This window comes from Streptomyces sp. NPDC015032, assembly GCF_043080425.1.
GTDB lineage: Bacteria > Actinomycetota > Actinomycetes > Streptomycetales > Streptomycetaceae > Streptomyces.
In genome coordinates this window covers 14,051-27,326 of record NZ_JBIBVN010000048.1, presented here as the reverse complement: position 1 = coordinate 27,326, position 13,276 = coordinate 14,051, and the positions used below count along the sequence as shown (strand labels likewise).

The window sequence follows — 13,276 nt, the reverse complement described above, 5'->3', positions numbered from 1 at the left end:
AGGGATGCAAGGTGGCGGACGGAGCAGCGATGGAGACCGCACGCGTGCTCGTCGCGGCGGACAAGTTCAAGGGCTCGCTCACGGCCGTACAGGTCGCGGACCGGGTGACGGCCGGGCTGCGGCGCGTCGTGCCCGGGGTACGGGTCGAGGCCCTGCCCGTGGCCGACGGCGGCGACGGCACGGTGGCGGCCGCGGTGGCCGCCGGGTTCGAGCGCCGCGAGGCGCGGGTGACCGGGCCCCTCGGGGATCCAGTGACCGCGACGTACGCGCTGCGCGACACCACCGCGGTGGTGGAGATGGCGGAGGCATCGGGCCTCCAGCACCTCCCCGCAGGGGTGTTCGCCCCGCTCACGGCCACGACGTACGGCTCCGGCGAGCTGCTGGCCGCGGCGCTCGACGCGGGCGCCCGGACGATTGTCTTCGGCGTCGGTGGCAGCGCGACCACGGACGGCGGTGCGGGCATGCTGGTCGCGCTGGGCGCCCGATTCCTGGACGCGGACGGCAATCCGGTCGGCCCGGGGGGCGGCGGCCTCGCCGACCTGGCGGAGGCGGATCTGTCCGGCCTCGACCCGCGCCTGGCCGATGTCGATCTGATCCTCGCGAGCGACGTGGACAACCCGCTGACAGGCCCCACGGGTGCCCCCGAGGTCTACGGCCGGCAGAAGGGCGCGACCGAGGCGGACATCGCGACGCTCGACGCCGCGCTTGCCCACTACGCGTCCGTCCTGGGCCCGGACCGGGCCCGGCTGCCCGGAGCGGGCGCGGCGGGGGGCATCGGCTACGGGGCGCTGGTCGCCCTCGGCGCCCGGTTCAGGCCCGGCATCGAGGTCATGCTCGACGTCCTCGGCTTCGCCCCCGCGCTGGCACGCGCCACGCTGGTGATCACCGGGGAGGGATCGCTCGACGAGCAGACCCTCCACGGCAAGGCCCCGGCAGGTGTGGCCGCGGCCGCCCGCGCCGCGGGCATCGACGTCGTGGCGGTCTGCGGCCGCCTCGCCCTGCCGCCGGAAGCCCTGGCCGGCGCGGGCATCAGCCGCGCGTACGCCCTCGCGGACCTGGAACCGGACCCCGCGGTCTCCATGGCCCATGCGGGCCCCCTGCTGGAACGGGCATCCGAGGCGATCGCGCGCGACTTCCTGCTGTAGTCCGCCACGGTCGTGACCTGGACCGCCGGACGGGGAGAGGGACTCTGCCTGTCCGGCGACCGGAGTTCCAGCTCTATCGGGCGGAACTGAATTCCGAGCCCGCCCGATACGGTGGGCTTGAATTCCAGCCGGGGTGGTGTGTGAGAACCGGCCGGGCGGTGTGTGAGAACCAGTCGGAGCGGTGTTTGAGAACCGGCTCGGGAAATTTTTGAGAACCGGCCCGCATGGGCTCGAAAACCGGCCCGGATGGTGTTTGAGAACCGCCTTGGACGGCGCTCGAAAGTCCGCCCGGACGGTTCTTGAGAACCAGCCCCACGGGGTTGGAAAAAGGATCCCGTCCCACGGGTGCGCATACCGCTCCGCCCGGCGTTTCGAAATCAAGCCCGCCCGGCGTTCGAGGACAGAAATAGATGGGGGACCCGCCCCCAATTTTCGGGCAAGGGCCGTTGGGGGAAAGCCCCGCGCACGCGGAACTCACCCCACCACCCGCCTCCACCACGTCACCCCATCACCCGCCCCGCCACGTCACCCCACCGACGGCGCGGCCCCCGGACCACCACTCGTATCCGCGTCAGGACGATCCCCCTCGGCGAGCAGCTCCGCCAGGCACCGCAGCTCCGACGGCAGGTCACGACGCCACGCCATCGTCACGAACGGGGCGAGGATGATCATGCCGCCGTCCAGGTGGGGCTTGACCGATACGCTGACCAGCGTCCCCCGCCGGCTGGGACTCAGCCGGAACTCGAGTTCCGGCGAGTGACGACCCAGCGGGGTCCACATGCACCCGCCGCGGAACGCCAGATACTCGACCGGTGTGCTCGCAGTGCATGTGAGGCGGTGCGCCCGCCGTCTGCCCGGGAACTTGCAGGTGTATTCGTCGCCGAGTTCCGTGGTGACCGGGCCTTCGATCACGTGATCTATGGTCGATGACCACACGGCCAGGTTCCGCGGATCCCGTAGGAACGAGAAGATCTCGTCGGCGGGGCGGGACACATGGACATTCGCTGACACATGGGGCATGGCTCCACCTCTTACGGCGCCCGTTCGCCCGATGTCTCGGCGTCCGGTAGCCCTCGTCGCGGTGCCGTCGCCCCTCAGCCTCCTGCGGACCGCGGGTTCGCGCACGCCTCGCACGACCGATGGAGTGATTCAGAGGTCCCGGCGCGCCACCTTCTCGGAGAGTTGCGCACAGAGTCGCTTGATCTCCTGATATGTGCGCTCTCGTTCGGTGATGACCGCCGCGAGGAGCAGAGCGGTGAGCGAGACCGCTCCGTTGAATGCCTGGAGCGTGATCATGTTGGTGAGGAGACCGTGGTGGGAGAAGGGGCCGGTCATCCGCCCGGCGGCGAGGATCGCGAACACGGACACGCCCAGCGCGCAGCACGCGGCGCCGCCCCGCCCGAAACGGAAGGCGGCCCAGATCAGGCAGGGGAACACGAGGAAGAGGAGGGAGGCATGGGAGGTTTCGGTCGCCAGGAAGGTGGCGGTCACTGTGCACGCCACCAGCGTGGCCGCCTCGGCCCATCTGGCCGGGCCGACGTCGTGCGGTCGGCGGGCCCTGCGGAGGGCGAGCAGGAACGGTGTGACGACCATGACGCCCATGGCGTCGCCCGTCCACCAGACCGACCAGGTCGGCCAGAAGCCACCGGCCGGGAGCGCCCCCGACAGGGCCAGGGTGCCGCTGCCCACGGTCGCACTGATCAGCATGCCGCCCAGGGCACCGAGGAAGACCAGCGCCAGCGCATCCCGCAAGAGGGCGAGATCGTCGCGGAAGCCGATGCGGCGGAGCATCAGGCGGGAGCAGACCGGGGCCAGGGTGTTCCCCGCCGCGATGATCAGTACGGGTAGGGCGGAGGGCCCGATGGACGCGTTGGCGACGAGGGCGCCGAGCGCGATCCCGGGCCAGATGCGCAGACCGAACACGAGCAGCGCCGCGACCGCGATCCCGGTCGGCGGCCACAAGGGTGTGACCTGGCCGCGCACCAGCTGCTGGAGCAGCCCCAGGCGGGCCGTCGCGTAGTAGCACACGGCCACCGCCAGGAGTGTAAGGGCCGTGGCCGTGTGCCGCCTGAGCTGTGCGCTGTCCACCACAGCAGCATCAGACACCAACCGGAGGCACTCCGGCCGCTCTGGCACGCCGAAGCCACGCCGAAGCCGTGCCGAAGCCGTGCCCGGAGACGGACGAACGAGCGAGCGAAGCGCGTCCCGCTAAGGGCTGCCGGCGCCCGGTACACCTTCGTAGCGGACGACGAGGACAGCGGCGTCGTCCGTGTGACCGGTCAGGTCCGCCACCTCGATCACCCGTGCGGCGAGCTCGCCGGGTTCCGCCGCGTCCGCCGCTCCGACCAGCGCGGACACCGCGGCCAGTCCCTCGTCGATGGGGTAGGCCGGTCCTTCCACGACCCCGTCCGTCACCAGGACCAGATACCCGGGTCGGGCCAGTCGCCGACGGGTCACGGGGTACTGCTGGTCGGGCAGTATCCCCAGGGGCACCCCACCGGCATCGGGGGAGATGCCCGAGTCGCCGCCGTCGGTGCCCCAGATGATCGGGATGTGCCCGGCCCGGGCCACGGAGAATTCACCGCTCTCCGGGACGACACTGAGCAGGCAACAGGTCGTGAACAGATCGCAGCCCAGAGAGATCAGCAGATCGTTGGCGCAGGCCAGGACCTCTCCGGGGTCGACCGTGACGCTGGCGAGGGCCCGGAGACTGGCCCGGGCCTCACCCATGAAGGCGGCCGCCTCCACCCCGTGCCCCTGCACGTCACCGATGGCGATACCGGCGACCCCGTCCCGCATCGGGAACGCGTCGTAGAAGTCCCCGCCGACAGCCAGACCGTCCTGCGAGGGGGAGTACCGGGCCGCGATCCGGATCCCCGGGAAATCGGGCAGTTCGGCCGGGAGCATGTGCCGCTGCAGCGCCATGCCCAGATCCGCCCGGGCCTGCTGGACCCTGATGCTCTCCAGCGCCTGGTCGATCAGACGCCCGAGGGTGGCCAAGAGCTCCTGGGTGTTCTCCGGTGCGCTGTGGTGCCGGTGCATGACGTCCCTACGCCTATGGGTGGGCCCCTGGTGAAATACGAGTGCGTCCCTGTTGAAACCTTAGCCCTCCTGACGGCAGGCGCAGGAGGACCCGGGCGCGCACGGTCGATGCCGGTTGCCTCTCCGCCTCCACCGTCGCAGGCTGGATCTGTGGCTGTTCCCGCGCCCGCCCCGGCCGAGCAGACCGGCTGGGCCGTCCAGACACCCGGTCCGATCGGCACCGGGCCCCTGGCGCGGGTGCGGCGCGACGTGCCCGTACCCGGTCCCGGAGAGCTTCTGCTGAACGTGGAGGCGTGCGGTGTCTGTCGCACGGATCTCCATCTCGCCGAGGGCGATCTTCCTCCGCACCGTCCCTCCACGGTTCCGGGCCATGAGATCGTCGGCCGGGTGGCGGCTCTCGGCGACGGGACCGGCCTCTTCCGCATCGGCGACCGGGTGGGTGGGGCCTGGCTGCGCGGCACGTGCGGGAGCTGCCGGTACTGCCGGGGCGGCCGGGAGAACCTCTGCCCCCGGTCCGTCTACACGGGCTGGGACGCGGACGGCGGCTTCGCCGGCACCGCGCTGGTTCCGGAGGCGTTCGCCTACCGGCTCCCGGACGACCGGGATGCCGCCCGGCTCGCGCCTCTCCTGTGTGCGGGGATCATCGGATACCGGTCCCTCAGGCGCAGCGCGCTGCCGGAGGGCGGACGGCTGGGGATCTACGGCTTCGGGGCGTCGGCCCACCTGGCTGCCCAGGTGGCCCTCGCCGAGGGCGCCACCGTTCATGTGCTGACCCGCTCGGCACAGGCGCGCGCGCTCGCTCTGGAGCTGGGCGCCGCATCGGCCGGCGGCGCCTACGACCGCCCACCGGAACCTCTGGACTCGGCCATCCTGTTCGCGCCCGTCGGCGACCTGGTGCCCGTGGCGCTGGAGGCACTGGACCGTTCCGGAACGCTGGCCGTCGCCGGAATCCATCTCTCGGACATTCCCGTGCTGAACTACCAGCGCCATCTCTTCCAGGAGCGCAGTCTGCGCAGCGTCACCTCCAACACCCGCGAGGACGGCCGCGAATTCCTCGCGCTGGCGGAGCGCGTGGGCATCCGGGTCACTGTGAGCCCCTACCCGCTGAGCAGGGCCGACCAGGCGCTGGCCGACCTGGCGGCGGACCGGGTGAACGGGGCCGCCGTACTCGTACCCGACAGGCTCTGAGAGCCGCGGTGGGGGCCCCGACCGCGTGCCGCGGTCGGGGTGGGCGGATACGCGAGAGACCCCGGGTGCTGGGGAGCACCCGGGGCCTCTCGTATATGTTCCGTCGTTCCGGCCCTACGGCAGCTGGGCCGCCCGGGCATCGCGCCGGTTGCCGCGGAAGGTGTTCACCCGCCGTGCCGTCGCGAAGAGCGGGATGACCGCTCCCAGGACCACCTGCAGCGCGCAGCCGGTCTGGAGGAGCAGCTTGCCGCCGGGGGCCTCGAACGCCCACGCGGCGAGGAGCCCCATCGCGGCCACGATCCAGCTGAGCATCGCCACCGCGAGGACCCCCCGCGGCTTCGGGTACTCGACCCGGCTGACCATCAGCCACGCCACTCCGACGATCGCGAGCAGCGTCGGCACGAAGGGCAGCTCCAGCAGCACGATCGAGACGACCGTGAGTGCCCCGAAGGGGCTCGGCATGCCCTGGAACATGCCGTCCTTCATGGTCACGCAGGAGAATCTGGCAAGCCTGAGCACCACCGCCAGCAGCACCACGATCGCCGCCAGCGCCGACACCCGCTGGTGTGCGTCGTCCGCGACCATGCCGTACACGAGGACGAAGTACGCCGGGGCGAGCCCGAAGCTGATCAGGTCGGAGAGGTTGTCCAGTTCGGCACCCATCGGCGAGGAGCGCAGCTTGCGCGCCACCAGCCCGTCGAAGAGGTCGAACACCGCGGCCAGGAGCATGAGGATCACGGTGGTGGCCGCGGAGTGCCGGGCCATGCCGCTCTCGTCGCTGCCGGTGAGGTGCGGGATGAGGATTCCGGTAGTGGTGAAGTACACCGCCATGAAGCCGCACGTGGCATTGCCGAGAGTGAGAGTGTCCGCTATCGACAGCCGCAGAGAGAGCGGCATGTCCTCGCCGGCGTCCTCCTCGGATTCCGTCTCGGGTACCCAGCCGGCCTGAGTGTCAGGATCAATCACGGTCAATTCGAGTCACCCCCGCGGTGGTGGCCTGGCCGACCTCGACCGCCACATCGATACCTTCCGGAAGGTAGATGTCGACCCGGGAGCCGAAGCGGATCAGCCCGATGCGCTCGCCCTGCTCCACCTTCGTGCCCTGCGGGATGTAGGGGACGATACGACGTGCCACGGCGCCCGCGATCTGCACCATCTCGATGTCGCCGAGTTCGGTGTCGAAGTGCCAGACGACGCGCTCGTTGTTCTCGCTCTCCTTGTTGAACGCCGGAACGAACCCACCGGGGATGTGCTCGACCGAGGTCACCGTGCCGGCCAGGGGCGCGCGGTTGACGTGGACATTCAACGGGCTCATGAAGATCGCGACACGGGTGCGCCCATCCTTCCACGGCATGATGCTCTGCACCACGCCGTCGGCCGGCGAGATGACCCGGCCCTGGGCGATCTCGCGCTCGGGGTCGCGGAAGAACCACAGCATGCCCGCCGCGAGCGCGGTGGTGGGCACGGCCACCGCCGCCCAGCGTCCGGACCTGCGGGCCCGGGTGAGGCTGAGCGCCGCGGTGGCGACGGTCGGCAGGAGCCACGGCGAAGCTCCGCGCGCAAGGCGGACTCCGCCGCGGGGTGCAGAGATTTGGCTGTCGGGCATGGATGACCTTCGTAGCGGATGATGCCGCGCTGGCAACGGGGGACGGCGGCTTTTCCGGCGATGCTATCGGTTGCGGGCCGCAACTGGGCAAGCCAGCAGTCGAGTCGGACGGCTTGAAGGCACCGGCCGAGGATGACAGGGTGTGATCTTCTTCGCGGCTAAATCGCCTCGAAAGGGACAATCAACCCTGGAACCGGTACTCCTCGAGGAGTCGGCGCCCAATGATCATTTTCTGGATCTCGGCGGTACCTTCGCCGATCAACAGCATCGGGGCCTCCCGGTAGAGGCGCTCGATCTCGTACTCCTTGGAGAAGCCGTAGCCGCCATGGATCCGGAAGGCGTCCTCGACGACTTCCTTGCAGTACTCGGAGGCGAGGTACTTCGCCATCCCTGCCTCCAGGTCATTTCGCTCCCCGGAGTCCTTTTTGCGTGCCGCATTTACCATCATGGCATGGGCGGCCTCGACCTTGGTGGCCATTTCGGCCAGTTTGAACTGGATCGCCTGGTGCTGAGCGATCGGCTTTCCGAAGGTCTGGCGCTGCTGGGCGTAGGAAACGCCCAGCTCGAATGCACGTTGAGCGACGCCGCAGCCACGCGCGGCTACATTTACCCGGCCGACCTCGACGCCGTCCATCATTTGGTAAAAACCTCGGCCGGTCGTGGAGCCGAGCACCCGATTGGCCGGAATGCGTAGTCCGTCCATGATGAGTTCGGTCGTGTCGACGCCCTTGTAGCCCATTTTGTCAATTTTGCCGGGGATGGTGAGCCCGGGCCGGACCTCGCCGAAGCCGGGCTCCTTCTCCACCAGGAACGTCGTCATCGACTTGTGCGGGGCGGTCCCCTCGGGGTGGCCTTCGTCACTCCGGCACAGGACGGCGACGAGTGAGGACGTGCCGCCGTTCGTCAGCCACATCTTCTGGCCGTTCAGGACGTACTCCTCGCCGTCCCTGACGCCCTTGGAGGTAATCGCCGAGACGTCCGAGCCCAGCGCCGGCTCCGACATCGAGAAGGCGCCCCGGACCTCGCCCAGGGCCATCCGCGGCAGGAACGTGTCCTTCTGCTCCTGGGTGCCGTGCTGCTTGAGCATGTACGCCACGATGAAGTGCGTGTTGATGATTCCCGACACGCTCATCCAGCCGCGGGCGATTTCCTCCACGCACAGCGCGTAGGTGAGAAGCGACTCGCCCAGACCCCCGTACTCCTCGGGGATCATCAGCCCGAACAGGCCGAGTTCCTTGAGCCCCTCGACGATCTCGGTCGGGTACTCGTCACGGTGCTCCAATTGGGTCGCGACCGGAATGATCTCCTTGTCGACGAAATCCCGGACCGTGGAGAGGATTTCCTGCTGGACGTCGTTGAGGCCGGCGGTCTGCGCGAGTCGCGTCATGGCTACTTCTCCACGTTCTTCTGCGAAGGCTGGTTCAACTCGGGGCGGCCGGGCTGCTCGCCGCCACGCTCCTTGATGTACGTCTCGGTGGGGACCATCACCTTGCGGCGGAACACGCAGACCAGTGTGGAGTCCTGCTTGTATCCCCTGGTCTCCACATAAACGATTCCGCGGTCCGCCCTGGACTTTGACGGAGTCTTGTCGAGAACGGTCGTCTCGCCGTAGATCGTGTCGCCGTGGAAGGTCGGCGCGACATGCTTCAGCGACTCGACCTCAAGATTGGCGATGGCCTTTCCGGAGACATCCGGAACCGACATGCCGAGAAGCAGCGAGTAAATGTAATTGCCTACGACAACGTTCTTTCCGAAGTCGGTCGTCTTCTCCGCGTAGTTGCTGTCCATGTGCAGCGGATGGTGATTCATGGTCAGCAGACAGAAAAGGTGGTCGTCGTACTCCGTGACCGTCTTCCCGGGCCAGTGCTTGTAGATTGCACCGACCTCGAACTCCTCATACGTGCGTCCGAACTGCATGATCAGGCCTCCGGCGCTTCGAACTTGGAGGTGCGCTGCATGCCGGCCGCACGGCCCTTGCCCGCGATGACCAGCGCCATCTTGCGGCTCGCCTCGTCGATCATCTCGTCGCCCAGCATCGCCGAACCCTTCTTGCCGCCCTCCTCGGAGGTGCACCACTCGTACGCGTCGAGGATCAGCTCGGCATGGTCGTAGTCCTCCTGCGAGGGCGAGAACACCTCGTTGGCCGCGTCGACCTGACCGGGGTGCAGCACCCACTTGCCGTCGAAGCCCAGCGCCGCCGCACGGCCCGCGACCTCGCGGTACGCGTCCACGTCACGGATCTGCAGGAAGGGGCCGTCGATCGCCTGGAGGTCGTGCGTACGGGCCGCCATCAGAATGCGCATCAGGATGTAGTGGTATGCGTCCGCGCCGTACCCGGGCGGCTGCTGACCGACGACCAGGGTCTTCATGTTGATCGATGCCATGAAGTCGGCCGGGCCGAAGATCAGGGTCTCCAGGCGGGGCGAGGCGGCGGCGATGTCGTCGATGTTCACCAGGCCCTTGGCGTTCTCGATCTGCGCCTCGATGCCGATCCTCCCGACCTCGAATCCCATCGTCTTCTCGATCTGGGTCAGCAGCAGATCGAGGGCGACGACCTGCTGGGCGTCCTGGACCTTCGGCAGCATGATGCAGTCGAGATTCTGGCCGGCGCCCTCGACGACCGTGATGACGTCGCGGTACGTCCAGTGGGTCGTCCAGTCGTTGACCCGCACGACCCGGGTCTTGCCCGTCCAGTCGCCGTTGTTCAGCGCGTCGACGATGGTGTGCCGTGCGCCCTCCTTGGCGAGCGGCGCGCAGGCGTCCTCCAGGTCGAGGAAGACCTGATCGGCCGGGAGGCCCTGGGCCTTCTCCAGGAACCGCGGATTCGAGCCGGGTACGGCCAGGCAGGAACGGCGCGGACGCAGGCGGTTCGGGGGCTGGGTCATGCGAGGACCTCCAGAGGGTCGAGCTTGTTCGCTTTCCGGATCTCGTCGACGATACGACCGATGATCTCCGTGATACCGAAATCCTTCGGGGTGAATACGGCGGCGACACCGGCCCCGACCAGGGCCGTGGCATCGGCGGGCGGAATGATCCCGCCCGCGATCACCGGGATGTCGGCGGCGCCCGCCCCGCGCAGCCGGGTGAGTACGTCGGGGACGAGTTCGGCGTGCGAACCGGACAGGATCGACAGACCGACGCAGTGCACGTCCTCGGCGAGGGCGGCCGAGACGATCTGTTCGGGGGTCAGCCTGATCCCCTGGTAGACGACCTCGAAACCGGCGTCACGGGCCCGTACGGCGATCTGCTCGGCGCCGTTGGAGTGCCCGTCCAGGCCCGGCTTGCCGACCAGCAGCCGCAGCCGTCCGGCGCCCAGGTCGGCCGCGGTGCGGGCGACCTTCTCGCGGACCAGGGCGAGCGGTGTGCCGGCCTCCGCGGTCACCGCGACCGGGGCGGACGAGACGCCCGTCGGAGCCCGGAACTCGCCGAAGACATCGCGCAGCGCCCAGGACCACTCGCCGGTGGTCACACCCGCGCGGGCGCACTCCACGGTCGCTTCCATCATGTTCCCGGTGCCCGCGGCGGCCTTCTTCAGCGCGGCCAGCGCGTCGGTGGCACGGGCCTCGTCACGGTTGTCCCGCCACTCGTGGAGGGCCGCGACGACCCTGGCCTCATTGGCGGGGTCGACCGTCATGATCGCTGCGTCGAGGTCCGCGGTGAGCGGGTTCGGTTCCGTCGTCTCGTAGATGTTGACGCCGACGATCTTCTCCTCGCCGCCCTCGATCCGGGCCCGTCGGGCGGCGTGCGAGGAGACCAGCTCGGACTTCAGGTAGCCGGACTCCACGGCCGCCATGGCGCCGCCCATCTCCTGGATCCGGTCGATCTCGGCGAGCGAATCGATGACCAGCTCGTCCACCTTGGCCTCGACGACGTGCGATCCGGCGAAGATGTCCTCGTACTCCAGCAGATCGCTCTCGTGCGCGAGCACCTGCTGGATACGGAGCGACCACTGCTGGTCCCACGGCCGGGGGAGTCCCAGCGCCTCGTTCCAGGCGGGCAGCTGGACGGCCCGGGCGCGGGCGTCCTTGGACAGGGTGACGGCCAGCATCTCCAGGACGATCCGCTGGACGTTGTTCTCCGGCTGCGCCTCGGTCAGGCCGAGCGAGTTGACCTGGACGCCGTAGCGGAAGCGGCGCTGCTTGGCATCCATGACGCCGTACCGCTCACGGGTGATCCGGTCCCAGATGCGGCCGAAGGCGCGCATCTTGCACATCTCCTCGATGAAGCGGACGCCCGCGTTCACGAAGAAGGAGATCCGTGCGACCACGTCGCCGAACTTCTCCGCGGGCACCTGGCCGCCGTCCCGTACGGCGTCCAGGACCGCGATGGCCGTCGACATGGCGTACGCGATCTCCTGGACCGGAGTGGCTCCCGCCTCCTGCAGGTGGTAGCTGCAGATGTTGATCGGGTTCCACTTCGGGATGTGGCTGACCGTGTACGTGATCATGTCGGTGGTCAGCCGCAGCGAGGGACCGGGCGGGAAAACATGCGTCCCGCGTGAGAGGTACTCCTTGACGATGTCGTTCTGCGTGGTGCCCTGGAGCTTCGTGGGGTCGGAGCCCTGCTCCTCGGCGACCACCTGATAGAGCGCCAGCAGCCACATCGCGGTGGCGTTGATCGTCATCGAGGTGTTCATCTGTTCCAGGGGGATGTCCTGGAACAGCCGTCGCATGTCACCGAGGTGCGAGACGGGCACGCCGACCCGGCCGACCTCGCCGCGGGCGAGGATGTGGTCGGGGTCGTACCCGGTCTGCGTCGGCAGGTCGAAGGCGACCGACAGGCCCGTCTGGCCCTTGGCGAGGTTGCGCCGGTAGAGCTCGTTGGATGCCTCGGCGGTCGAATGGCCCGCGTAGGTCCGCATGAGCCACGGGCGGTCCTTCTGACGCCCGCTCATGTCAGACGTCCCTGAAGCGGTTGATGGCGTCGACGTGCTTCTCGCGCAGCTCCTGGTCGCGCACGCCCAGGCCCTCGCGGGGGGCGAGCGCCAGTACGCCGACCTTGCCCTGGTGGAGGTTGCGGTGGACGTCGTACGCGGCCTGGCCGGTGTCCTCCAGCGAGTAGACCTTGGAGAGCGTCGGGTGGATCTTGCCCTTGGCGACGAGCCGGTTGGCCTCCCAGGCCTCGCGGTAGTTGGCGAAGTGCGAGCCGATGATGCGCTTCAGGGACATCCACAGGTAGCGGTTGTCGTACTCGTGGTGGTAGCCGGACGTCGAGGCGCAGGTGACGATCGTGCCGCCCTTGCGGGTCACGTAGACGGAGGCGCCGAAGGTCTCGCGGCCCGGGTGCTCGAAGACGATGTCGACGTCCTCGCCGCCGGTGAGCTCACGGATGCGCTTGCCGAACCGCTTCCACTCGCGCGGGTCCTGGTTGTGCTCGTCCTTCCAGAACTTGTAGTCCTCGGCGTTGCGGTCGATGATCGCCTCGGCGCCCATCTTCCGGCAGATGTCCGCCTTCTGGTCGCTGGAGACGACGCAGATCGGGTTGGCGCCACCCGCCAGGGCGAACTGGGTGGCGTAGGAGCCGAGTCCACCGCTCGCGCCCCAGATCAGCACGTTGTCGCCCTGCTTCATACCGGCGCCGTTGCGCGAGACGAGCTGGCGGTACGCGGTGGAGTTGACCAGGCCGGGAGCGGCGGCCTCCTCCCAGCTGAGGTGCTGCGGCTTGGGCATCAGCTGGTTGGACTTGACCAGCGCGATCTCGGCGAGGCCGCCGAAGTTGGTCTCGAAGCCCCAGATGCGCTGCTCGGGGTCGAGCATGGTGTCGTTGTGGCCGTCCGAGGACTCCAGTTCGACCGAGAGGCAGTGTGCGACGACCTCGTCGCCGGGCTTCCAGGCGTTGACTCCGGGGCCGGTGCGCAGCACGACGCCCGCGAGGTCGGAGCCGATGACGTGGTACGGCAGGTCGTGGCGCCGGGTGAGCTCGCTGAGCTTTCCGTAGCGCTCCAGGAAGCCGAAAGTGGCCATCGGCTCGAAGACCGAGGTCCACACGGAGTTGTAGTTCACCGAGCTCGCCATGACGGCGACCAGGGCCTCACCGGGCCCGAGTTCGGGGACCGGAACCTCGTCGAGGTGCAGCGACTTGCGGGGGTCCTTGTCACGGGTGTCGAGCCCCGCGAACATCTCCGTCTCGTCCTTGTGCACGGTCACCGCGCGGTACGACTCGGGGATGGACAGGGCCGCGAAATCCGCGGTCGTACTGTCCTGCGATTGGATCGCGTCCAGGATTTCCTTCACGGTGTGCCTCCGGCGGATGGGGGCGCTGAGGGAACGCTTGAGAGTCCCTGCAAGCAGACGGG

At 68.9% G+C, this 13,276-nt stretch carries 12 protein-coding genes; 2 read left to right on the top strand and 10 right to left on the bottom strand.

Annotated elements, in window-relative coordinates:
* Nucleotides 1-29 precede the first annotated feature (29 nt).
* Nucleotides 30-1,145: a glycerate kinase gene (locus tag ACF08M_RS36755; RefSeq protein WP_392189641.1), complete on the top strand. Its 1,116-nt coding sequence runs from the start codon at nt 30-32 to the stop codon at nt 1,143-1,145.
* Nucleotides 1,146-1,670: 525 nt separating this feature from the next.
* Here ACF08M_RS36755 and ACF08M_RS36750 read toward each other — a convergent pair.
* The 3 genes from ACF08M_RS36750 to ACF08M_RS36740 all read right to left on the bottom strand — a co-directional run bounded on the left by ACF08M_RS36750 (nt 1,671) and on the right by ACF08M_RS36740 (nt 4,187).
* Nucleotides 1,671-2,165 (bottom strand): SRPBCC family protein, encoded by a 495-nt coding sequence (locus tag ACF08M_RS36750; RefSeq protein WP_392189640.1) that lies wholly within the window; start codon nt 2,163-2,165, stop codon nt 1,671-1,673.
* Between the two features lie 129 nt (nt 2,166-2,294).
* Nucleotides 2,295-3,185 carry an MASE1 domain-containing protein gene (locus ACF08M_RS36745; protein WP_392189660.1) on the bottom strand — a complete coding sequence of 297 codons (891 nt, stop codon included), beginning with the start codon at nt 3,183-3,185 and terminating at the stop codon, nt 2,295-2,297.
* Nucleotides 3,186-3,353: 168 nt separating this feature from the next.
* A complete protein-coding gene (locus ACF08M_RS36740; protein ID WP_392189639.1) occupies nt 3,354-4,187 on the bottom strand; it encodes a PP2C family protein-serine/threonine phosphatase in 834 nt (277 codons plus the stop codon).
* A gap of 150 nt (nt 4,188-4,337) precedes the next feature.
* Between ACF08M_RS36740 and ACF08M_RS36735 the strand changes: the two genes are divergently transcribed.
* On the top strand, nt 4,338-5,375 hold the full coding sequence (locus ACF08M_RS36735) for a zinc-binding alcohol dehydrogenase family protein (RefSeq protein WP_392189638.1): 1,038 nt from the start codon (nt 4,338-4,340) through the stop codon (nt 5,373-5,375).
* A 114-nt stretch (nt 5,376-5,489) separates the two neighbouring features.
* Here ACF08M_RS36735 and pssA read toward each other — a convergent pair whose 3' ends face one another.
* The 7 genes from pssA to ccrA all read right to left on the bottom strand — a co-directional run bounded on the left by pssA (nt 5,490) and on the right by ccrA (nt 13,214).
* Nucleotides 5,490-6,347: a CDP-diacylglycerol--serine O-phosphatidyltransferase gene (pssA, locus tag ACF08M_RS36730; RefSeq protein ID WP_392189637.1), complete on the bottom strand. Its 858-nt coding sequence runs from the start codon at nt 6,345-6,347 to the stop codon at nt 5,490-5,492.
* A complete protein-coding gene (locus ACF08M_RS36725) occupies nt 6,334-6,981 on the bottom strand; it encodes a phosphatidylserine decarboxylase (RefSeq protein ID WP_392189636.1) in 648 nt (215 codons plus the stop codon). The genes pssA and ACF08M_RS36725 overlap by 14 nt, the downstream gene beginning before the upstream one ends.
* 181 nt (nt 6,982-7,162) lie before the next feature.
* Nucleotides 7,163-8,368: an acyl-CoA dehydrogenase family protein gene (locus tag ACF08M_RS36720; protein ID WP_392189635.1), complete on the bottom strand. Its 1,206-nt coding sequence runs from the start codon at nt 8,366-8,368 to the stop codon at nt 7,163-7,165.
* Between the two features lie 2 nt (nt 8,369-8,370).
* On the bottom strand, nt 8,371-8,898 hold the full coding sequence (locus ACF08M_RS36715; RefSeq protein WP_392189634.1) for a MaoC family dehydratase: 528 nt from the start codon (nt 8,896-8,898) through the stop codon (nt 8,371-8,373).
* A gap of 2 nt (nt 8,899-8,900) precedes the next feature.
* A complete protein-coding gene (locus tag ACF08M_RS36710) occupies nt 8,901-9,866 on the bottom strand; it encodes an HpcH/HpaI aldolase/citrate lyase family protein (RefSeq protein ID WP_392189633.1) in 966 nt (321 codons plus the stop codon).
* Nucleotides 9,863-11,875 carry a protein meaA gene (locus tag ACF08M_RS36705; protein ID WP_392189632.1) on the bottom strand — a complete coding sequence of 671 codons (2,013 nt, stop codon included), beginning with the start codon at nt 11,873-11,875 and terminating at the stop codon, nt 9,863-9,865. Before ACF08M_RS36705 ends, ACF08M_RS36710 begins: the two co-directional genes overlap by 4 nt.
* Nucleotide 11,876: 1 nt before the next feature.
* Nucleotides 11,877-13,214, bottom strand: coding sequence for a crotonyl-CoA carboxylase/reductase (ccrA, locus tag ACF08M_RS36700; protein ID WP_392189631.1), 1,338 nt, complete (start codon nt 13,212-13,214; stop codon nt 11,877-11,879).
* Nucleotides 13,215-13,276: the final 62 nt, after the last annotated feature.